At 54.9% G+C, this 20,991-nt stretch carries 18 protein-coding genes; 10 read left to right on the forward strand and 8 right to left on the reverse strand.

The genetic code is table 11. The features are described 5' to 3' along the window. Positions 1-181: 181 nt before the first annotated feature. From NHM04_RS14210 to NHM04_RS14220, 3 genes are read right to left on the reverse strand one after another with little or no spacing between them, the layout of a single operon-like run. Complete coding sequence (locus NHM04_RS14210; protein WP_254264426.1) at positions 182-460, reverse strand: YebG family protein; 279 nt, start codon at positions 458-460, stop codon at positions 182-184. A 57-nt stretch (positions 461-517) separates the two neighbouring features. Further along, positions 518-1,684 carry a PepSY domain-containing protein gene (locus tag NHM04_RS14215; protein ID WP_254264427.1) on the reverse strand — a complete coding sequence of 389 codons (1,167 nt, stop codon included), beginning with the start codon at positions 1,682-1,684 and terminating at the stop codon, positions 518-520. An 18-nt stretch (positions 1,685-1,702) separates the two neighbouring features. Continuing rightward, positions 1,703-3,820 carry a TonB-dependent siderophore receptor gene (locus NHM04_RS14220; RefSeq protein ID WP_254264428.1) on the reverse strand — a complete coding sequence of 706 codons (2,118 nt, stop codon included), beginning with the start codon at positions 3,818-3,820 and terminating at the stop codon, positions 1,703-1,705. Between the two features lie 128 nt (positions 3,821-3,948). Between NHM04_RS14220 and murJ the strand changes: the two genes are divergently transcribed. The 5 genes from murJ to prfC all read left to right on the forward strand — a co-directional run bounded on the left by murJ (position 3,949) and on the right by prfC (position 10,351). Continuing rightward, entirely contained in the window at positions 3,949-5,553 is a 1,605-nt protein-coding gene (murJ, locus tag NHM04_RS14225; protein ID WP_256526696.1) for a murein biosynthesis integral membrane protein MurJ, read from the forward strand. 135 nt (positions 5,554-5,688) lie between these two features. Then, positions 5,689-7,026, forward strand: coding sequence for an MATE family efflux transporter (locus tag NHM04_RS14230; protein ID WP_254264429.1), 1,338 nt, complete (start codon positions 5,689-5,691; stop codon positions 7,024-7,026). A 163-nt stretch (positions 7,027-7,189) separates the two neighbouring features. Beyond that, positions 7,190-7,813, forward strand: a complete 624-nt coding sequence (cysC, locus tag NHM04_RS14235; RefSeq protein ID WP_256526697.1) for an adenylyl-sulfate kinase — start codon at positions 7,190-7,192, stop codon at positions 7,811-7,813. 20 nt (positions 7,814-7,833) lie between these two features. Further along, positions 7,834-8,619, forward strand: a complete 786-nt coding sequence (cysQ, locus tag NHM04_RS14240) for a 3'(2'),5'-bisphosphate nucleotidase CysQ (protein ID WP_254264430.1) — start codon at positions 7,834-7,836, stop codon at positions 8,617-8,619. A 148-nt stretch (positions 8,620-8,767) separates the two neighbouring features. After that, positions 8,768-10,351 (forward strand): peptide chain release factor 3, encoded by a 1,584-nt coding sequence (prfC, locus tag NHM04_RS14245; protein WP_254264431.1) that lies wholly within the window; start codon positions 8,768-8,770, stop codon positions 10,349-10,351. 52 nt (positions 10,352-10,403) lie between these two features. Here prfC and NHM04_RS14250 read toward each other — a convergent pair whose 3' ends face one another. Next, entirely contained in the window at positions 10,404-11,570 is a 1,167-nt protein-coding gene (locus NHM04_RS14250) for a TonB family protein (RefSeq protein ID WP_254264432.1), read from the reverse strand. A 324-nt stretch (positions 11,571-11,894) separates the two neighbouring features. Here NHM04_RS14250 and NHM04_RS14255 point away from each other — a divergent pair, with 324 nt between their 5' ends. The 3 genes from NHM04_RS14255 (at position 11,895) to NHM04_RS14265 (ending at position 14,091) form a co-directional block, all read left to right on the forward strand. Continuing rightward, positions 11,895-12,587 carry a cyclic nucleotide-binding domain-containing protein gene (locus NHM04_RS14255; RefSeq protein WP_254264433.1) on the forward strand — a complete coding sequence of 231 codons (693 nt, stop codon included), beginning with the start codon at positions 11,895-11,897 and terminating at the stop codon, positions 12,585-12,587. Between the two features lie 114 nt (positions 12,588-12,701). Beyond that, positions 12,702-13,385 (forward strand): flagellar brake protein, encoded by a 684-nt coding sequence (locus NHM04_RS14260; protein ID WP_254266641.1) that lies wholly within the window; start codon positions 12,702-12,704, stop codon positions 13,383-13,385. Beyond that, positions 13,336-14,091: a hypothetical protein gene (locus tag NHM04_RS14265; RefSeq protein ID WP_254264434.1), complete on the forward strand. Its 756-nt coding sequence runs from the start codon at positions 13,336-13,338 to the stop codon at positions 14,089-14,091. Before NHM04_RS14260 ends, NHM04_RS14265 begins: the two co-directional genes overlap by 50 nt. A gap of 84 nt (positions 14,092-14,175) precedes the next feature. Here NHM04_RS14265 and NHM04_RS14270 read toward each other — a convergent pair whose 3' ends face one another. Next, complete coding sequence (locus tag NHM04_RS14270; protein WP_254264435.1) at positions 14,176-14,949, reverse strand: hypothetical protein; 774 nt, start codon at positions 14,947-14,949, stop codon at positions 14,176-14,178. Positions 14,950-15,233: 284 nt separating this feature from the next. Here NHM04_RS14270 and dinB point away from each other — a divergent pair, with 284 nt between their 5' ends. Next, a complete protein-coding gene (dinB, locus tag NHM04_RS14275; protein ID WP_254264436.1) occupies positions 15,234-16,298 on the forward strand; it encodes a DNA polymerase IV in 1,065 nt (354 codons plus the stop codon). A 213-nt stretch (positions 16,299-16,511) separates the two neighbouring features. Further along, entirely contained in the window at positions 16,512-16,937 is a 426-nt protein-coding gene (locus NHM04_RS14280; protein ID WP_254264437.1) for a biopolymer transporter ExbD, read from the forward strand. A 140-nt stretch (positions 16,938-17,077) separates the two neighbouring features. Here the strand turns inward: NHM04_RS14280 and NHM04_RS14285 are convergent, their stop codons facing one another. From NHM04_RS14285 to NHM04_RS14295, 3 genes are all read right to left on the reverse strand, one after another. Then, the gene (locus tag NHM04_RS14285) at positions 17,078-18,358 is read right to left on the reverse strand and encodes an aminotransferase class I/II-fold pyridoxal phosphate-dependent enzyme (RefSeq protein WP_254264438.1); all 1,281 of its coding nucleotides are present in this window, start codon (positions 18,356-18,358) and stop codon (positions 17,078-17,080) included. Positions 18,359-18,430: 72 nt separating this feature from the next. Beyond that, complete coding sequence (locus NHM04_RS14290) at positions 18,431-20,362, reverse strand: M48 family metallopeptidase (RefSeq protein ID WP_254264439.1); 1,932 nt, start codon at positions 20,360-20,362, stop codon at positions 18,431-18,433. A gap of 15 nt (positions 20,363-20,377) precedes the next feature. Further along, positions 20,378-20,974 (reverse strand): LemA family protein, encoded by a 597-nt coding sequence (locus NHM04_RS14295; protein ID WP_254264440.1) that lies wholly within the window; start codon positions 20,972-20,974, stop codon positions 20,378-20,380. Positions 20,975-20,991: the final 17 nt, after the last annotated feature.

The raw sequence follows: 20,991 nt of genomic DNA on the forward strand, positions 1-20,991 counted from the left end.
GGGTGCTGTGTCGAGCTGATCGACATCCTTCTTATTTATTCAACCGATAAAAAAACCGCCGCATCGTTGAGGCGAATGCAGCGGTGAAGAAGCGACGGCGCGTTGTGGAAGCGGTGCGACGCCGCGTGCGCCGTTGTGGTGATGAGTGGTGGTCATCCGGCGCGTGGTGAAGGGTGTGGTTTTACTGGTTGGCGGCCAGGGGCGTTACGCTGGAGTCTTCGTCTACCTCTAATAAAGCCTCTGGCTTGCCTTTACAGGCCTTGGCCAGCTTCTCGCTATTGCGCGCCAGCAACAGGCCAATGGCTTCGCTGTGTTCTTCGCTGATTCCTTTAACGGAATTTTCAATCAGGTCGGTAATATTGGCTGCCAGCTCCAACATTTTGTCGTGAGCTTCGGCGGCTTTTTTATCATCAAACATCTTTCCATCCCGGTCACATTTCCAGACGGCGACTACTGCCATGGTTAACCTCCATTGCGATACTGTTTGGATATACAGTATCGGGCGGCGGTTAAGCTGTCAAGCAAAAAAGAAAGGCAGGGTGAGCCCGAGACTCGCCAACACCAGTGCCAGCTGGAGCCAGCGGCTGTGGCCAATCAGCCGCCAGGCGGCGCGGGGATTGGGGCCTTTGCGGCGACTGCCAAGGCGCAGAGCGCACAACCAGACGCCACTGCCCGACAGAATGGTCATGGCCAGGCCCCAGATAAACCAGATGATTTTGCTGGGATAACCGGCAAAGGTGCCAAAGTGGAGTGGGTCGGCGGCTTCGGCAATGCGCTGGTGAACGCTCAACTGCTCGCCTTTAATCTGGCCGATAAGGGTTTGGGTATTGGCGTCAACCGCGATGGTGTTGGCGCGATCGCGCACCAATATCGCCGTGTCCTCGCCCTGTAGTAGCAGGGGTTTGTCTTTTAATACCAGAATGCGCTTGAGCTCAAAGCCCGGGTTCTGCGCCAGGGCTTGATTGATAGCTGAAGTCAGCCTGGCAGCGTCTTGTGGTTGTGCTTGAGCTTCCGCTTCGGGTAAAAGGCTGGTTGCGGCGGGCGCCGAGCCACCCCAGCGCTCTATCAAATACCACAGGCCGGTTAGGGCGATAAGACCGATAAATGGCAGGCTCCAAATACCCAACCAGCGGTGCAGGTCGCCCCACCAGCGTCTGGGGGTATCGCCACTGATGGGCGTTTTGGCAAAGCCGCGCCACCATTTTTTGTAAATAAAAAACGCCGAAAAAAATGACAATAACAAGGGGATGCTGAGCAGCCCGACAATGGTGAGGCCCCATTTGAGCGGCAGCATTAAATGCCGGTGGGTCTGGCGGAGAAATCGGTGGGCGTTAAACCACGGGGCGGTTCCGGTCACCTCGGCGGTGTAGGGGTTGATGTAAATTCGCTGCAGCTCGCCGCTTTCATCGCGGGCAATGGCTTCGGCCGCCATAAAGCGCGGCAGGCCCAGATTAAGAGAGCTGACCGTCCAGTCGGGGTTGGCGGTGTGGGCGGCGGCCAGCAGTTCACCGGCCGGACGCTCCTTGCCATCCGCTGGTGCTTCTACCCGTAGTTCGGGCGTGAGCAGCCAGTCGATTTCATAGGCAAACACCGCCAGAGTGCCGGTGAGCGAGATAAAAAACAGCAACAGACTGAATTTTATGCCCGCCCAGCTGTGCAGACTAAACCACTGTTTGCGGTTCATCCGCCGCGCCACTGAGTGTTAAAACTCGCGGCTGATGGTGGCCACCACACGGCGCGGTTCACCGGGGAAGTGACCGGTGCGGGTAATAAAGCCACTTTCGGCGTACTCTTCATCGAACAGGTTGCTGACATTCAGTTGCAGTTTCCACTGGTCAAAACTGCTTTGCCAGCTGGCGTCGAACACGGTGTAGGGTTTCACATAATCGCCCTGAATGCCGATTTGCTCGTCTTTGTAGTCCACCCCAAAAGCGAATGCCGAGTTAATGGAGGGAAAGTCGTAGCGCGTCCACAGCCCCAGCAGGTTGCGCGGGGTGTTGGCAAACCGATCGCCGGTGGCGTTGGTGATGCCGCTGGTGGCTTCGAGAACCTTGGTGTCGTTGTAGGCGTAATTCAACGTCATGGTCCAGTGGCGCAGTAGGTCGGCGCTTAAGTCCATTTCTACCCCGCGGCTGCGCACCTTGCCCACGGCAATTAAGTCGTCCACGCCGTCGCCGCCGACATCGCCCGCCGGGTCGGATTGCACGACATTGGTTTTTTCAATTTCGTAGGCGGCGACGTTTAACTGCGCGCGGCCCGACCACAGAGTGAGCTTGCTGCCAATTTCAAAGCTTTGGCTTTCTTCCGGGGCAAAGGGGCCGCCTTTTTCTTCGTCCTGGCTCGAAACACTTTGCGGCTCAAAGCCCTCGCTGTAGCTGGCGTAAAAGTTGAGGTTGTCGGTTAAGTGGTAAACCGTGCCCAGGCGGTAGGTGAGGGCGGTGTCGCTGTCTTCGGCGGTGCCGCTGGTGCTTTCAAAGTCGTTAAAACGCAGACTAACCAGCACATCCCAGGCGTCGGATAATCCGATTAAGTCCTGCACATACAGGCCCGATTGGGTCAGCCCCGATTGCGATTCGCTTTCCCAGTCGCGATCATCCAGGCCGTACTGGGCGCGAGAGGTCTGGCCGTAAACCGGATCGTAAAGACTTAGTGGTGGCACAACGCCGCCATCGGTTACGGGGCTGCCGCGCTTGGCTTTAAAGTCGCTGTCCAGGTCATAAATATCAAAACCCGTCAGCAGCTGATGGCTGATGCCGCCGGTGTTAAATTCGTAAATTAAGTTGGCGTAAGCGCTGGTGCCTTCGCTGTTGCGCACTTGGTCGCGAAACTGGCGCGCCATCATGTCGTCTACGCCATCGTCATTGGAGTCGTAAAGTCCGCGCGGCTCGTGATAGTTCTGCAGCTCTTGGTTTTCATAGTAGCGAACCGCCGCATCCAGTTTGACGCTGTCGTTAAACGCGTGTTGCAGGCGCGAGTAGAACACATCGGCGCTCAGGCTTAAAAAGTCGGTGGGTTCGTTGTGGTTCCAGCTGGGGTCCACCAAAAACTCGCCGTCTTCATCCACCGGCACGCCGCGCAAACGGTTGGCCCCCAGAGTTTGATCCACAAACGAATATTTGACTTGCACGCTGGTGTCGACGCCCGGCTGCCAAATAAAACCTAAGTCGCCCTGGTCGTTGTCGTTGGTGCTGTTGTTGCGAAACGGCTCTTCGGTCTCTTTAAGCATGGCTACCCGGTAGCCAAAGTCGCTGTCGCCAAAACCGCCGGTGGCCTGCACGTTCACCCCGGTTAAGTCGTAATCGCCTACCACAATCTGGGCGCGGCCGTACTGCTCCAGGCTGGCCTGGCTGGTGGCGTAGTTAATCAACCCGCCCGGCGCGCCGGCACCGTAGATGGCGCCACTGGGGCCTTTAAGTATTTCCAGGCGGTCAACGCCAAAGGTGCGCGGTACGGTAAAGCCCGCGTAGGGGTCGCCGCGCAGGCCGTCGTACAACGCATCATCCTGACGGAAGCCGCGAAAGGTAATGCCCGAATAACTGAATACGCTCACGCCGCTGATATCGCGATATAGATCCCGCGCATCCCGCGCGCCCTGGTCTTCAATTAGCTCGGCGTTAATGATTTGCACCGAGGCAGGCACCCGCGACAGGTCGGCATCAATACGGGTCGATACCGAGGAGTTGTTGGCGCGATACAGAGACTGGGCCCGGCCGGTGACGACCATGGTTTCCAGTTTCTCGGCGCTGGGTTCAGAGTCGGCTGCCTGAGTTAGGGGCGAGGCGAGGGCTACGGCGAGAAAGAGAGGTGATCGTTTAAGCATGAAGTTATCCGTTCTGCGAAATTTGTGCGGATGGTAAAGATTATCATGTATATTTGCAATTGGTGTGCTGTTCAATCGCGTGGTTGATATGGATAATGGCGCTCTTGTAACCGCCCACAGGATGCCGCGTGAGTCAGTTAGAAACCCCACAGCCCTCGGCCAATAAGCCGCCCGCCAAGCCCGGCCTACTTCGTTCTAGCAGCAAGGTGGGCGCCATGACCATGAGCTCGCGGGTGCTGGGGTTGGTGCGCGATGTGGTGTTTGCCCACACCATTGGCGCCGGTGGCGGGGCCGATGCTTTCTTCGTAGCGTTCAAGATTCCCAACTTTATGCGCCGCCTGTTTGCCGAAGGGGCTTTCGCCCAGGCGTTTGTGCCGGTGTTGTCGGAGTATCGGCAAAATGGCTCTCACGCGGCGGTCAAGGCGCTGGTGGATCGGGTAGCCGGGGGCCTGGGATTGGTGTTGCTGCTGGTGACCGCGCTGGCGGTGTTGGGCGCGCCTTTGGTGGCAACAGTATTTGCGCCAGGCTTTCGCGGTGACCCCGAGCAGTTTGCCCTGGCCACCGAGATGATTCGCATCACCTTTCCCTATCTGATGCTGATTTCGCTAACCGGTTTGGTAGGCGCCATTCTCAACAGCTACGACCGCTTTGCAATACCAGCGTTTACCCCGGTGTTATTGAATGTGGCGCTTATCGTCGCCGCCTTGGTCGTCGCCCCTATGTTTGACCCATCGGCGCTGGGACTGGCCTGGGGTGTGTTGGCCGCCGGGGTGTTGCAGTTGCTGTTTCAGTTGCCGTTTTTAAAACCCATCGCGTTGGTGCCCTCGCCCAAGGTGGATTGGCGCGACCCCGGGGTTAAACGCATTTTGACCTTGATGGTGCCGGCGCTGTTTGGGGTGTCCGTCAGTCAAATAAACCTGCTGCTGGATACGGTGATTGCCTCCTTGCTGCCCGATGGCAGTATCTCCTGGCTTTACTATTCCGAGCGCTTGGCCGATTTGCCCCTGGGGGTGTTTGCGGTGGCTATCGCCACGGTTATCTTGCCCAACTTGTCGCGCCAGCACGCCGGTAAAGACCCCGCCAGTTTTGCCAGTACTCTGGACTGGGCGCTTCGCCTGGTGTTTTTGATTGCCTTGCCCGCCGTGGTGGCGCTGCTGATTCTGGCCGAGCCAATTCTGGTTACTCTGTTTCAATACGGCGCCACCACAGCGGCGGATACGGATATGGCGGCCCTAAGTATGCGTGCCTACGCCCTGGGTTTGTTGGCTTTTATGCTGATTAAAGTGCTGGCCCCTGGCTTTTACGCCCGCCAGGATATGAAAACCCCGGTGCGCATTGGCATTATCGCCATGGCGGCCAACATGGTGTTGAACCTGATTTTTGTGGTGCCGCTGCATTTTTACTACGGCATTGGCCATGTGGGCCTGGCCCTGGCGACGGCGGCTTCGGCTTATATAAACAGCGGTCTGCTCTACTGGGGCCTGCGCCGCCGGAAGATATTCTGGCGTCAGCCGGGCTGGGGCCGCTTTTTGTTGCAGTTATTGCTGGCTAACACCGCGATGGGGGTGTTGCTCTACGCTGCCACAATGCTCTGGCCCGAGTGGATACAGTGGGGTGCGTTTGACCGCATCTGGCGCCTGGCCGCCCTATGCGCCGCAGGCGCCGCCATCTACGCCGCCATCTTGCTTATCACCGGACTGCGTCCCCGACATCTGAAACATCGCAGCTTTTGAGTAAGTCGCCGTAACCGTATAGGGTGGGACGGGGCTTACTCAGCACTCACTGCCTCGGGCGCTGAGGCAGTGCGCCTGGATCACCGTTGGGCGTCTGTTATACTCGCCTCCCTCCGCAGAAACAGGTTCCACTCCATGCCTCCGTTACAGGCCACCATGACAGAAGGCCGGGTTTCATCCCAATTGCGCGCCCTGGCTTTGCCCATGGTGTGGGGGCTGTTGGCGACCATGTCGTTTAATGTGGTCGATACTTTCTTTGTTGCTCAGCTGGGCAATTCACATCTAGCCGCGATGAGCTTTACCTTCCCGGTGGTGATGGTGCTGACCAGTATTGGTATCGGCCTAGGGGCGGGCACGTCATCGGCGGTGGCGCGCAGTGTGGGAGCGGGTGAGGCCAATGATGCTCAGCGGCTGGCGACCGATGCGGTCACTTTAACTCTGCTAATTTCCGTCAGTGTCTGTGCGATTGGTTGGTTTACGATCGATCCGCTATTTACCCTGCTGGGCGCCTCCAGCGAATTGTTGCCACTTATTCATCAGTACATGAGTATCTGGTACTTCAGCGCGCCCTGTTTGCTGGTGCCCATGGTGGCTTTGGCATCGCTGCGCGCTATGGGGATGAGCCGGGTGCAGGGCACACTGATGAGCGCTGCCGCTGTGTTTAATGCACTGCTGGACCCGCTGCTTATTTTTGGCCTGTGGGGATTGCCTCGTTTGGAGTTGGCCGGCGCAGCCTGGGCTACCTTAATTACCCGCGGCCTGACGCTGATGATCGCACTTTACATATTGCGCGCCCGAGTGGGCTTGCTAACTACACCTTTCGCTCCCTGGGCGGCCATTGTGCGGTCTTGGCGCAGCATTGTGCATGTTGGGCTGCCGGCCATGGCATCCAATATTATTATTCCCCTGGCCAGCGGTATTGTGGTGATGATGGTCGCGCGCTACGGCACAGATGCGGTAGCGGGCATGGGCATTGCCGTGCGCGTTGAGCCCCTGGCGCTGATTGCTTTTTATGCACTATCTGGTGTGGTCGGGCCCTTTTTCGGCCAGAACCACAGCGCCGGTATTCAGTCCAGACTTAAGCAGGCGCACAAGGTATTAAGCGTATTTTGCCTGGGGTTTGGGGCTTTGCTGGCACTGCTGCTTTGGCTTTTAAGCGGACCCATCGCCGGGTTGTTTACCGATCATGCCGAGGTCGCCGCGGTGGCGGTACTCTATCTCAGTATTGTGCCTTTTAGTTACGGTGCCTACGGGTTGGTGATGTCTGTGAATGCGGCCTTTAACGGCCTGGGCAAACCCTGGCCCGCCATGTTGCTCTCCGCCAGTCGCGTATTGCTGGTCTTTTTGCCCTTAGCCTGGTTGCTGCAGCTGGTTTGGGGGCTGAATGGTTTGTTCGCGGCTACCGCGGTGACCAATGTACTGGTGGGCGGTTGGGCCTGGCATTGGCTGCGTAAGCAGGTAACCGAGCGCTAGAATGTGCCTCCCATTCTGTTGATCGGTATCAGGGCGACCTTGTTACAGCGGCGTGATAAGGTTTGTTCGTTACACTTGATAACCACTTTGCGGGCCACTGCGCTTCTGTAGCTATGGTGGAATAGGTACAATGCGCCATTCGGTAGAGACCCCAGGGATAGACATGAGCGACAGCAACACGCCCTACGAGCTGAAGAATATTAATTTGCCCTCCAATGCGGTGTGGCATAAATGCACTGTCAGCCCGCTGGACAGGGCGAGATTGATGGAGCAAACCCCGCGCTGTATATGGCTTACCGGGCTGTCTGGCGCGGGTAAATCCACTGTTGCCAATGCTCTGGATGCCACCTTGCACGAGAATGGTGTGAAGTCTTTTCTGCTGGATGGCGACAATGTTCGCCATGGACTGAACAAAGATTTGGGTATGACTGAGTCCGATCGCGCGGAGAATATCCGCCGCGTGGGCGAGGTGGCCAAGCTGATGGTGGACTCGGGGCTGGTGGTGATTTGCGCGTTTATTTCACCCTACAAACGCGACCGACAGATGGTGCGCTCAATTTTCAAACACGGCCAGTTTGTCGAGGTTTATCTGGAAACACCTTTGTCTGTGTGTGAGCAGCGTGACCCCAAGGGGCTGTACAAAAAAGCCCGCGCTGGTGTTATCAAGCAGTTTACCGGTATCAGCGATCCCTATGAGGTGCCGGAGAACGCCGAAATCACCATTGATACCAGCACCCTCAGTGTTGCCGACAGCGTCAAACATATACTGCAGGTCTTATCCCAATAGAATTCCCTTCAGGATGCCCCATGAGTAATACACCCGACTACCCGCAAGTCATTGAAACGGCGGAGCAGGCCGGTGACCTGATTATGCAGGTTTACCAGCGCGACTTTTCTGTTGCACATAAAGACGATGACAGCCCGCTCACCGAGGCTGATTTAGCGGCCCATCAGCACATTCAAAAAGCGCTGGAATCTCTTACCCCGGACATTCCCGTGCTGTCGGAAGAGAGTGCCGATATCAGCTGGCACACCCGGCAAGCCTGGCGTGAATACTGGTTGGTCGACCCATTAGATGGCACCAAAGAATTTATTAAAAAGAACGATGAATTTACCGTGAATATTGCGCACATCGTCGATGGCCATCCTGTATGGGGTGTGGTGGTGGCGCCTGCGCTCGGCATTACCTATTACGGAGGCCGGGCGGTAGACGGCAGCTTTAAAGTTAAAGATGGTGACACTCAGGCTATTCGGGTAGCCGATGTGCCGACCGATTCCAGCGGCTGGTGTATCGTGGGCAGCCGCTCACACCAAAGTGAAGCCTTCGCCGATTTTATCGCCCGATTTGATAACCCGCGCATTACCAGCATGGGGAGTTCGCTCAAAATCTGTTTAGTGGCGGAAGGCCAAGCGCATTTATACCCGCGCCTCGGCCCCACCAGCGAGTGGGATACCGGTGCCGCTCACGCAGTTTTAGTCGGTGCCGGTGGTAAAATTATTGAAACGGAATCGGGCCGGCATTTGCCCTATAACCAAAAAGAGTCTGTGTTAAACCCGTACTTTATTGCCGCTGCCGACGCCTACCAGAGTTAACCGCTCTGGGAATTAAATTTCACATCTAATATTTTCGCGTGCTGGCACTTACTCTTGAGTGAGGGGGCCAGCAACAGGCAATTGTGTCCGTTGTGCATTTGATGGACAATACCGCCCCTCTGTTAACCGACCCTATTTAAGTAAACTCATGGCCAATCCCGCTTTGCTCAAGCAAATCCAAAAGCGTCGTACCTTTGCGATTATTTCTCACCCGGATGCCGGTAAAACCACTATTACCGAAAAGCTGTTGTTGTTCGGTAATGCCATTCAAGTGGGGGGCTCGGTCAAGGGTAAAAAAGGCCCTCATGCCAAATCGGACTGGATGACCATGGAGCAGGAGCGGGGTATTTCGGTGACCTCGTCGGTCATGCAGTTTCCCTACAAAGACCGCACCGTAAACCTGTTGGATACGCCCGGGCACGAGGATTTTTCGGAGGATACCTACCGCACCCTCACGGCAGTTGACTCGGTGTTGATGGTAATTGACGGCGCCAAGGGTGTGGAAGATCGAACCATCAAGCTGATGGAGGTTTGTCGGCTGCGCGATACGCCAATTTTGTCTTTTATCAACAAGATGGATCGCGATACCCGCGACCCTATTGAGGTAATGGACGAAGTTGAAGATGTGTTGAAAATTGCCGCTGCGCCCATCAATTGGCCGCTGGGGATGGGGCAGCACTTTAAGGGCGTCTACAATCTTTATACCGACACTATCCATGTGTATCGCTCTGGGCAGGGGCATACGATCCCTGAGGATGAACAGGTTAAGGGCCTTGATAGCGACGAGGCGCGGCAGCTGTTAGGGGACGAGTACGAGGACATCTGCGACGAGATTGAACTGGTGCGCGGTGCTACCCACGAGTTTGAGTTGGATGAGTATCTGGCCGGGCGTATGACTCCGGTTTTCTTTGGCACGGCTTTAGGTAATTTTGGTGTGCGTGAAATGCTCGATGGTTTTGTCGAGTGGGCGCCCAAACCTATTGGCCGCGATACCAACGAGAGGTTTATCGAGTCTTCTGAAGAGGGTTTTTCTGGTTTTGTTTTTAAAATTCAGGCCAACATGGACCCTAAGCACCGCGACCGGATTGCCTTTATGCGGGTTTGTTCTGGGGTGTATAAGAAAGGGATGAAAATGCGGCACGTACGCATTGGCAAAGACGTTAAAGTCTCCGATGCGGTAACGTTTATGGCCGGCGATCGCGAGTCGGTAGAAGAGGCGGTTTCCGGAGATATTATCGGCTTACACAACCATGGCACGATTCAGATCGGCGATACTTTTACCGAAGGTGAAGCGCTCAAGTTCACGGGCATTCCGCACTTTGCCCCTGAGCTGTTTCGCCGTATTCGCCTGAAAGATCCACTCAAAACTAAGGCACTGCAAAAAGGTTTGCAGCAGCTGTCGGAGGAGGGTTCAACTCAGGTTTTCTTTCCTTTGAATAACAATGACATTGTTGTCGGCGCTGTGGGGGTGCTGCAGTTTGAAGTGGTTGCCTACCGTTTGAAGGATGAGTACAAGGTGGAAGCGGTGTACGAGCCGGTGAATATTGCCACAGCTCGCTGGGTTGAATGTGATGATGCGAAAAAATTCGAAGAGTTTAAGCGCAAGTGCGCTGATAACCTGTGTATCGACGGCGGTGGCCATTTGACTTACTTGGCTCCTACCCGGGTTAATTTATCGCTTGCCGAAGAGCGTTATCCCGATGTACGCTTCAGAGCTACGCGCGAGCATTAATCTCTAATCGGTGAGGCAAAATAAAAAGCCCGGGCCAAGACCCGGGCTTTTTTTATTCTCTGCGCAGGGCAAAGGTAATAGGGATGGTGAACTCGTGGGTGATGCCCGTGATAATTTCAGGAATCTCGGGGTAGGGCGCCGCATCTTCAACCGCCTCCATTGCTTCACTGTTTAAGATGGAATACTCCGTCTCTTCCAGCATTTCCGCGTTAAGCAGGTTGCCACTACGGTCCAGTGCTACGGCGATACGCACAAACCCTTCGTAGCCGCGCTGCAGAGCGCGTCGAGGGTATTCAATTTCTAACTGTACCTGGCGCACCAACCGAGAGAAATAGCGCTGGTTGGCCAGCAGCGACTCGGCGGTGAAGGTGGGAACATAATCTTCGCTATCCTCTTCTTCGGGTTCTGGCTCGGGCGCTGCTACCGAACTACTGGAAACCGCTACTGCACTGCTTGCGCGAACAGGTTCTGGTGTGGGCTCTGGCTCTGGCTCGGGTTCGGCAGCTGCCTGCGCCGCGGGCTCAGCCGCTGGCAGTTCGGTTTTTGGAAGTTCGATTTTAGGTGCGGCAATCACCGGTGCGGCTTCGGCAATAGCGGGGGCCGCCTCACTTTGCGGTTGCGCGGCAACTTCCGGCTCGGGTTCAGGCGTGGGGGCAGGGGCCGGCTCTGGAGCGATCCATCCGGCCACTTGGTCAATGCGCTCTGGGGTGGGGCTAAGCGATTGATAGCGGCTGCGCAAACTATCGCTTACATCACCCGCAACTAACAGTTGATCGCGAAAGTTGGAGGACAGGGGAACCCGGCCTACCCAAGTGCTGGCCAGCAGGGCGAAGAAATCGTCGTTGGCAATGGTACCGATGGTGATTGTGTCTACAATAATGCTCACACCTTCGCCTGGGGTGAGGGCAAACACTATATGGTCACCCTCACGCAGGCGCTCGGTAAACATTTTGGTGAAGGCCACCATGTTGTCCGCTTGAGCGGTCAGTGCATCAGAGCGGTTGTTGATCGCCATGCCCTCAATCCACATGCGGCTAAAACGTCGCGCCGATAATCCCCTGTTGGCGGTGACTTTCAGCTCCATGCGCATGGGCATATCGGCCGCGAGCAATACATCGGCGTTCTCGGTGAGACTTTCACTGTAAATAGCACCGATAAACTGGTCTTTACCCAGTTCCTGGTGCACGGCCATGCCGTTCAGCAGCGGGGCTGCGGTCACAAAATGTGACAGACCGATCAAGAATGTGGTTACACACGCCAACGAATATCGAATTGAGCGGAGGGATCGCATATAGTGGCTTCACTTAGTGTTAGAGTTATTGGGCATTTATGACCGCAGAGTCTGACAAGACACCCCTGCGACAATTTTTTGTACTATACCCTTTACTCTACCGAAAAACTGTGCTGTCGAAAAGCGGGAACTTCCCTTATTTATCCGACAATTGGTTTTGTAGATACCTTTTGATCATGATTAGCCTTAAACACCAGTTCCTGTTAGTTGCGCAATATAAAATAAAGCCCGGACCAGAGGGTGCTGAGCGATATGGAAATTAAGCGGATAGAAAAGTTGGATCGCCGGGCGATAGAACAGTTGTTGTTCGCCATTCCTTTTTTTAAGGCAGTTCAGGCATCCGATACCAATCAGTTTGAGGCGCTGCTGCAGCATTCCCGGCTTATCGTCTATCGCCCGGGCGAAGTGGTGTTGAATCGTGGCGATGGTGATCAGGGGCTTTATTTCTTGCTTAAGGGGCGCCTGGCGGTATACGCCGATGAAGCTCTTACCGGCCAGGCGGTAAACTATATTACCCCCGGCGAAGTGTTTGGCGATTTGGCGCGCTTAACCCATAGGCCACGATCAGCCACAGTGGTGGCGGATACGGGCTACCGCGAGGTGCTGGTGTTCTCGGCTGACTTTGCCGCTTTTGGTGATCTTGAGTCTACCAGGCCCATTTCTTTGCACACCAAGCTTCTGTACTACCGCAATACCGTGCACAGTTTGCGCTGGAAGCTTGAGGTCTATCGCTCGCAATACCCACAGGATGAACTCGCCGAGCGTCATCGTGCGGTAAAGCTGTATATGGGGCCGAAAGACACGCTGGACGAGCTAAAATCGCTCCATGGGCAGGCCCGCGATTTAGCTGATTTGTTACTCGCATGGAATAGTCGCTTTGGTGCGATCTATCCCCACGCTCAATCTCCCGCCCCCCAACTGATGGCGCGCGTGCAGCAAAAATAAAAATTCCGCCCTCTGGCGCTTAACTTGCTAAATCTATAAGGCTCTTGCGATACTTTAGCGCTAACTAAAAGTACGCCCGGTAAAACGGGCCGCTAAGTGGAGTATCTGGTGACAATGGAGTTTGAAGATTTACGTCTGGTGCACGGCGCTACCCTGCAGGTGCAAATTAGCAATAGCGCAGGGCAACCGGAACGATACTCCTGCCGCTATGTTGGTGCGGTTGCCGGGCGCAGTCTTATTTTTACCCAGCCGCGCACGGGCGGCAAAGCCCCGCGTTTTCGTCCCGGGCAACGTATAGCGGTACGGTTGATGATTGCCAATGGTATTGGCTTATTTGCCGCCACGGTTGAGGCGCAAACCACCGACCCGCTGCCCTTGTTGCACGTCAGTTATCCCGACTCGGTAACTTTTAAAGGAATACGCAGTGCAACTCGGGTGGTGGTGAACCACCCCGCTTCAGTCACCAACGAAGATGAGCTGGACAAGCCTCAAACCTCGGGGCAAATTGCCGATATCAGTATTAATGGAGCCCGCCTTGAGCTGCGAGAGCCAATCGCCAAAGTTGGCGATAAGATCAGGCTGGAAGCACAGATTGCAGTACAGGGGCACTCTTGGCCACTGGTGGTAGAAAGCGTGGTTCGCTCGCGTGTCGAGCGTAGCACTCAGGAGCAAAACCAGTCCTTACCCGCTGTTTATGGGGTAGAGTTTACCGAACCCGATAAAGACGCCTTGTTGGTCTTGCACGCCTATGTTTTCTCGCAAATTGCCGCTGAACAAACACCGCAAAATTCGCTTTAGTTTATCTCTGCTTGCAGTCTTGTGCCCGGCTTTGCAGGCTGTAGAGCTTGAACAATTGCATCTGCCGCGCTCTTACCTGCGCTATTTGCCCCAGCTTTACGATGGCGCCCAGTTAATGGAGCAGACTGAGAAGTGTGCCCGGTTTATCAGCGGTACATTAAATATCGATGCCAGCGAAGAGACGGCTCCGGTGTTCAGCTACACCTGCCGCGATACCAATGAATTGACCTATCGCTGGAAGGTCGATGGCAATTCTCTCGACATTCTCGACGATACTCGACCTGAGGGGCGTATTAGCTTTGCTGCTTATCAGGCAGAATTGGAGCGGCAGCGTCAGCTTGAGCGCGAGCGGGAAATCGCGCGGCAGGAAGAAGTGGCGCGCTTACAAGCGCAGCGTGAGGCAATAGAGGCTGAGCGAGAAAAGCTGCGAATGGAGCGTGAGAGGGCTGCCTATTGGCCCAGGTGTAAAGCGCTACTGGCCGAGCAGACGCGCAATATGAAGCAGGTGCAGTGGCTGTTTGATCAGCAACCGGAGGCCGAGCTCTTGCCCGTCGAGCAAAGTGAACAGGTGGCTGTGCGCTTTACTATGGATTTCAACGCGCAGGATTATTATCGTCAGCCCTTGGAATATCGTGCCTATTGTGAGTTCGTGCCGCCGGCCGAGCCCGTTATTGAAATTCATCCGCGCAAGCTGATTAATAAGTAAGTCAGTTCGGTTGGGGTGGAAAAAATGGCAGGTACAAAAAAGCCACCGCAATGAATTGCGGTGGCTTTTTTGCTGCGCTTGGGCTTACTTAGCCTTTGGCTTGCGTCCGCGCTTGGCCGGTGCTTTTTTCGCAGCGGTGGTGCGCTTAGCCGGTGTTGCCTTGGCTTTGCGAGTTGCCGGCGCCTTGCGAGCTTTGCTCTTGGTGCTGGCTTTTTTAGCGGCGGCTTTTTGCTTGGCGGCGGCCTTCTTGGCAGCAGCGCGAGCTTTAGCAGCGGCTTTTTTCTCGGCAGCTTTTTGCTTGGCAGCGGCTTTTTTGGCAGCGGCTTTTGCTTTAGCAGCGGCTTTTTTAGCGGCTAGCTTAGCCTTGGCAGCAGCCTTACGCTCGGCGGCTTTTTGACGTACAGCGGCTTTTTTGGCAGCGGCTTTTTCTTTGGCAGCGGCTTTGCGATCGGCAATTTTTTGCTTTTTCGCCAGTTCACGTTGCGCCTTAGCCATGGCAGTTTCGTGCTGCTTGGCTACCTTGTTGGCCGACTTAATGCTGGCCAGTTGCTGTTTAGCAGCTGCCAGACCCTGACGAGCCGAGGTGGCTTCAGCCTGAGCTTTTTTAACCGCCGCAGTAGCAGTGGTAACCTGCTTGGCGGCCGCAGGGGTTTTCTTTTTCTTGGCCGCAGCCAATTTTGTTTTGGCTGCTTGCAAAGCTTTGGTCGCTTTGGTTACAGCTTTCTGTTGGGTTTCAACAGCTTTTGCAGCAGTTTTCTCTTCTGCGGCGCGAGCTTTGCTCAGTTGGTCTTGCAGCTGAGCCAGCTGTTTTTCCAACTGATCAACTGTGTTTACAGCTTTAGTTTTACGAGCAGCCATGGTGAGCTTCCTTTATTGTTGTGAACAAGAAAGTAAACGAATTAGATCCGGCGGTGAAAACTTTAAGACTTTACCGGCGAATTTCAACCATTTTACGACATTTTTAGTTAAAAATCGTTGAATTATAAAATTTATTCGCGCATTTATCGTTTTTTTTAAAGTTTTCACCCGCCTAACTGGTAAAAAGACCGGTTTGCTGATCGCAAAATATTTATTTGCTGATCGTTTGCCGCTGTACAACTGATTTATACTGACTTTTTATACAGTGCTTATTTGGGTTGTGAATGTCTCGACAAATCATTCATATCGATGCGGATTGTTTTTTTGCGGCCGTTGAGATGCGCGAGCGCCCCGAGCTTGTGCATCGGCCGATTGCAATTGGCGGCAGTGCCAGTGCTCGCGGGGTAATTTCTACTTGTAATTATCCCGCGCGGGAATTTGGTGTGCGCTCGGCAATGGCAACGGCACGTGCGCTGCGTCTTTGTCCCGGTTTGATTTTGCTGCCTCACCGCCTGGATTTATATCGTGAAGTCTCGGCATCCATGATGAGCATCTTCCGGCGTTACACAGATTTGCTTGAACCTTTGTCGGTTGATGAGGCCTATTTGGATGTTTCGGCATCCGCAACTGATGAGCAGCAGGCGCTGGATGTCGCGCGAAAAATTCGTCGGGACGTCGCTCGCGAATTGCAGATTACTGTGTCGGCGGGAGTGGCTGGCAATAAATTTCTGGCGAAAGTTGCCAGTGACTGGCGCAAGCCAGACGGTTTGTTTCAGGTTTCACATGTTGATACGGATAAATTTGTAGCCGATTTGTCGGTGCGCTTGATTCCCGGAGTCGGGCGGGTAACCTGCGAGCAGTTGCAGTATTTAGGTGTGATTTATTGCCGCGATTTGTATCGCTACTCGATTGATGAGTTGCAGACAATGTTTGGCCGCTTTGGCGCCAGGCTGTATTGGTTCAGCCGCGGCATTGATGAGCGCGAAGTAACTCCCGAGCGCGAACGCAAGTCGGTCAGTGTGGAGCAGACCTTTGCCGAAGATTTGGCGAGTAAAGAAGCTTGCTATGACAAGCTGTACGAGCTGTGGCCGCGACTGCAGCGCCGCCTGGATAAAATCGATCAGGAGGCTGCTGTCGCCAAGGGCTTCGTCAAGGTCAAATTTGCCGACTTTACCCAAACCACCGTGGAGCGTCCCGGCACGCAATGGGGCCCAGAAGCCATGCGCCCACTGTTAACCGAAGCGCTGGCACGGGGTCATCAAAAGGTGCGCTTGCTCGGCCTTGGGGTTCGCTTGGAGCAAAGCCCGGCAAGCGACACGCCAGACCAGATTGGTTTGTTTGACACTTAGGCTTGGTGCAGGGGGTGGCGGTGCAGGCCTTTACGTATATTTGCCCTAAAAAAGTGGCGAAATGGGTTAGTCAGCGTCAGCACAAGCTGGTAGTATTGGCGCTTCGAATATGAGGGGCCTGTATAACCGCCCATAGAATTCCCCTATTTGGGGCATCTAGAAGCTCTACAGGGGCTCTGAACATCCACTAGCATAATAATGGGAGTGTGTACGGTGAGTCGTAGAAAGAAAAACCGTAACTCTGAGGAAAGTAATGATATCGACCTGACGCCGATGCTGGACGTTGTCTTCATCATGCTGATCTTCTTTATCGTAACGGCGTCCTTCGTTAAGGAAATTGGCCTTGACGTGAATGTTCCAGAAGAGAACGACGAGCCTCCACCGCCCAACGCGGATCCGAACATCCTGGTGCAAATCAGTGCCGATAATCAGATCTGGATGTTTGGCGAAAATGGTCTGCGCCGTATCGATGAAGCCTCTGTGCGCTCAAATATTGCGCAAATGCGCGCCGAGCTGCCTAAGGCATCGGTCATTATTCAGGCGCATGAAGAGTCTGATGCTGGTGTTTATGTCGCAGTCGCTGATGCCGCTCGCGCCGCCAAAGCTCCTAACGTTGTACTGGTGCCTACCGAGAATTAACAATCGGTCGCTTACCAGGCATAAAAAAACCACCTTCGGGTGGTTTTTTTATGCCTGGAAGCTATGTCCTGTAGGGGGCAAAGCCAAAAGGCAAAGAAAAGCCGCCCGCAGGCGGCTTGTTTACTGCAGCGAACGCCGTGTTACTGGTCGGCTAAAGCCTTGCGAACTGAGGCAAGTTTGACGCAGGTGACAAACACTTCCATCGCGCCCACCACTTCTTCTACCGAAGGTACTGAAGGGGCGATGCGGATATTGCGGTCTTGCGGGTCGTCGCCATAGGGGAAGGTGGCACCGGCTGGCGTCAGCTTCACTCCGGCTTCTGCAGCCAGGCGCACGGTTTCTTGAGCACAGCCAGGGCGGGTGTCGAAAGAGACAAAATAGCCGCCCACCGGTTTTTCCCAGCTACCCAGGTCTGTGTCCGCAAACGCATTTTGCAATGCGTTCAGTACTGCATCAAAGCGTGGTTGCAGCAGCTCTGCGTGCTTTTTCATGTGCGCCATCAGGGCGTCGCGGTTGGGTAAAAAGCGTGCATGACGCAGCTGGTTTACTTTATCCGGGCCGATGGTGCAGGCGCCGAGAAATGCTTTCAGGCCCGCCAGGTTAGCAGCGCTGGCGGCAGTAAATGCTACACCCGCACCCGCGTGGGTGATTTTTGATGTGGAGGCAAACTGAATAACGGTATTTTCGGTGCCGTGTTTGGCGCACAGATCGAATACCGATGCCAGTTGCGGTGGATTGTCGATTAAATCGTGCACCGCGTAGGCGTTATCCCAAAACACGCGGAAATCGGCGTGGGCAATGTCACCCAGCTTGGCGATGCGCTCCACGGTGGCATCGCTGTACACCACCCCTGTGGGGTTGGAGTACTTGGGCACGCACCACATACCGCGAATGCTGCTGTCTGATTTGATCAGCTCTTCTACGGCGTCCATGTCGGGGCCGTCGGCGGTCATGGGTACGGTAACCATTTCAATACCCAGTTGTTCGCACACAGTAAAGTGACGATCATAGCCGGGTACGGGGCAGATAACCTTGGGGGAGGTAATATTGCTCCAGGCGCTTTCGCTGCCGGTCAAGCCGAACTCGTAGGCCGCCATCATCGTTTGATGCATCAGGGTCAGGCTAGCGTTACCGCCCACCAGGATATTCTCTTCGGGTACGCCCATCAGGTCGGCGCCCAGGCGTTTGGCCTCGGGAATGCCGTCAATACCGCCATAGTTGCGGGTGTCTACACCGCTGTCGGTTTTGTAGTTGCCGTTCAGAATGCCGTCCAGAGCGTCCGACAGGGAGAGCTGTTCGGCCGAGGGCTTGCCGCGGGTTACATCAAGGCTGAGTTGTTTGCTGACAATGGCCTCATAGTCTTGGCTCAGTTGTGCTTCCCATTCACGCAGTTGTTCGGGAGTGGCTTGATCCAGTCGCAAGGGGTCACCTCAAAAGTTGGTTAAGCGCGCGCGGCGCAGGTGGCGACATTATAGCGGCTGCGGCGCAAAGATTTAAGAGTGTGGGCTGGCGTTTAGCGGGGGCACCGGGCAGTCGAGGCAGACGGCAATAGTGCGAAAAAGCTCGGCCTCGCGTGGCGTGATCAAACCGTCCTGTTCAATGCATACAACCATAGCTTTAAGCAGGGCGGGTTTTTGCAGAGGTTTGACTTGCTGCAGCTTGGCGAGTGCACGGTCGAGTTTGTCCAGCGATAGCTGCTCGCTGGGTAGCGGCTGCAGCTCGCCCAGACGCAAACAGTGTACGGCGCTGCGAAAAGCGAGCGCTTGCGGTTCGGTCTCGTTGGTCCCCGCTCTGGCCAGCAGAGTTAATAAAAGCGCACATTCATCGCGCAGTTGGCGCAGGTTAAGTGATTGGCGATAGTCCGTACGTTGATTCAGCTGGTGGCGCACTAAACGGCGCACGATCCATTCATTAAAACTGACTTTGCGATCTGCTTGAATTAGGGTGTCCACGGCCTGCAGAAAAGTTTTCTGCTGGGCGGGGCTCAGTTCCTTAAGTGCGGGTGTGGCCAGCTCTATCAGTGGCAGGCGCAATTGCTCCGGCTGAGCCTGGCTGCTTTGGGCAATCGTTTGCAGCTGGTTTATTTCTGCACTAGCGTAAAGTTCTTGCAAGGCGCCCCACTGAGCTTGCAGTTGTGCGGTGTCGGCATCCAATAGTAGGCCGAAAATAATCGCCCGGGCGCCGTAGGGCTCGTGGGCCGCTTGCAGCAATGCTTGCGGAATGTTCTGTAGCAGTTGTTTTGCGTGAAGCAGATGTGCGCTGTTGGGTTGGCCCATTTGTTCCACGGCGCTGGCGAGCACTGCGGCTTTCATTATTGCATCGGCCTGCTGCGAGGCGTTGCTTTGGTTATCTTTTACCGTTTCGGTGGCCGGTTGTTCTTGCGTCTCAAACGAGCCGTCCCAGTTTGGTTGTATGCGTTTGATGCGTTCGGACAAAGGCGGGTGGGTCGCCATTAAGCCGCTGAAGGCGGTTTTTACCCCTTGACCAAAGTACATGTGGCTAAACTCTGCCGAATGCTCGGCCTCGAGGCGGCTACCTGCGGGCAGGGCGCCAATTTTTTTCAGCGCACCGGCAATACCGCTGTTGTCGCGGGTAAACTGCACCGCTGAAGCGTCGGCTAAAAACTCTCTCTGTCGACTTACCGCCGCTTTAATAATGTTGCCAAAAAATGTGCCGGCATAGCCGATGATCATGAGCCCAATGCCGATGGCAATAATCGCGCCCTGTGAATTGTCTTTGCTGGAGCGGCCAATACTGCGATAAGCACTGCCGCGCACCATAAAATGGCCAATAAGCCCCAGCAGCAAAATGCCATTTAGCAGCGCCACCAGGCGCATATTAAGACGCATGTCGCCATGGAAAATATGGCTGAATTCGTGCGCAATGACGCCTTGCAGTTCGGCTCGGCTTAATCGCTCCATACAGCCACGGGTGACTCCGATAACGGCATCTTGCGCAGTGTGACCCGCAGCAAAGGCGTTAATCGCCGCTTCTTCCATGACATACACCGGGGGCACCGGGGTGCCCGAGGCAATGGCCATTTCTTCAACTACATTCAGCAGTTGGCGCTCGTGAAAATCCTGCGAGTTGGTGTTGATCGGGTGTCCGCCCAAGGCCTCGGCTACCGCTCGGCCGCCACGACTAAGTTGGAAGTATTTGTATAAACCGCCCAGAAAAACGACCACCATTACCACCAGCGCGATGCCGCTGACGGCTTGCCAATCCAGCAGCAACTGCAGCTTTTGCCACCAGCTCATGCCGGCAGTTTCCATAACAAAAGCACTGTTGCCGGTTTGCAGGTAATAGGTGAGAAGGGCAAAGAGCGCCGTGGTGACGGCGATAAGGGATAAAATGGCAAGCGCCAATAACAACACCAACTTGCGGGTGTTGCGCTTGGCGATATCCTGTTGCTGGAAAAAATCCACGCTTAGCAGAGCCGCTTAAAACTGTACTTTGGGTGCTTCCTGAATTTGCTCGCTGTCTTCAAATTCCAGCAGGCTGGCGTCTTCTCTATGGCCAAACATGCCGGCCAGTACCACCTGGGGGAAGCTCTGTTTATAAGTGTTGTAGCTCATTACCGAGTCGTTAAACGCCTGGCGGGCGAAGGCGATTCGGTTTTCGGTGCTGGTCAGCTCTTCTGAAACCTGCTGCATATTGGCGGATGCTTTTAAATCCGGGTAGGCTTCCATCACCATATTAAGGCGCCCCAGTGCCCCAGACAGCGCACCTTCAGCGCCAGCCAGTTGGCCCATTGCGGCGGCATCACCCGGCGCGTTGGCGGCAGCTTTCAGTCCCGCCATGGCCTGGTTGCGCGCGGCGGTGACCGCTTCCAGGGTTTCACGTTCGTGGGTAATATAAGCTTTAGCGGTTTCGACCAGGTTTGGAATCAGGTCGTAGCGCCGCTTAAGCTGTACTTCTATTTGGGCAAAAGCATTTTTAAAACGGTTTTTCAAGCTGACCAATTGGTTGTAAATGCTGATGGCGTAAATCACCAGCCCTGCAATCACGACCAAAATTACAATAGTTGAGACGTCCATAAGTCTGCCCTGCTGTT

The organism is Gilvimarinus sp. DA14 (assembly GCF_024204685.1).
Lineage (GTDB): Bacteria > Pseudomonadota > Gammaproteobacteria > Pseudomonadales > Cellvibrionaceae > Gilvimarinus.

Coding starts and splice junctions, on each gene's coding strand:
- NHM04_RS14210 (WP_254264426.1), bottom strand. CDS start 460: ATGGCAGTAGTCGCCGTCTGGAAATGTGACCGGGATGGAAAGATGTTT.
- NHM04_RS14215 (WP_254264427.1), bottom strand. CDS start 1,684: ATGAACCGCAAACAGTGGTTTAGTCTGCACAGCTGGGCGGGCATAAAA.
- NHM04_RS14220 (WP_254264428.1), bottom strand. CDS start 3,820: ATGCTTAAACGATCACCTCTCTTTCTCGCCGTAGCCCTCGCCTCGCCC.
- NHM04_RS14230 (WP_254264429.1), top strand. CDS start 5,689: ATGCCTCCGTTACAGGCCACCATGACAGAAGGCCGGGTTTCATCCCAA.
- cysC (WP_256526697.1), top strand. CDS start 7,190: ATGAGCGACAGCAACACGCCCTACGAGCTGAAGAATATTAATTTGCCC.
- cysQ (WP_254264430.1), top strand. CDS start 7,834: ATGAGTAATACACCCGACTACCCGCAAGTCATTGAAACGGCGGAGCAG.
- prfC (WP_254264431.1), top strand. CDS start 8,768: ATGGCCAATCCCGCTTTGCTCAAGCAAATCCAAAAGCGTCGTACCTTT.
- NHM04_RS14255 (WP_254264433.1), top strand. CDS start 11,895: ATGGAAATTAAGCGGATAGAAAAGTTGGATCGCCGGGCGATAGAACAG.
- NHM04_RS14260 (WP_254266641.1), top strand. CDS start 12,702: ATGGAGTTTGAAGATTTACGTCTGGTGCACGGCGCTACCCTGCAGGTG.
- NHM04_RS14265 (WP_254264434.1), top strand. CDS start 13,336: ATGTTTTCTCGCAAATTGCCGCTGAACAAACACCGCAAAATTCGCTTT.
- NHM04_RS14270 (WP_254264435.1), bottom strand. CDS start 14,949: ATGGCTGCTCGTAAAACTAAAGCTGTAAACACAGTTGATCAGTTGGAA.
- dinB (WP_254264436.1), top strand. CDS start 15,234: ATGTCTCGACAAATCATTCATATCGATGCGGATTGTTTTTTTGCGGCC.
- NHM04_RS14295 (WP_254264440.1), bottom strand. CDS start 20,974: ATGGACGTCTCAACTATTGTAATTTTGGTCGTGATTGCAGGGCTGGTG.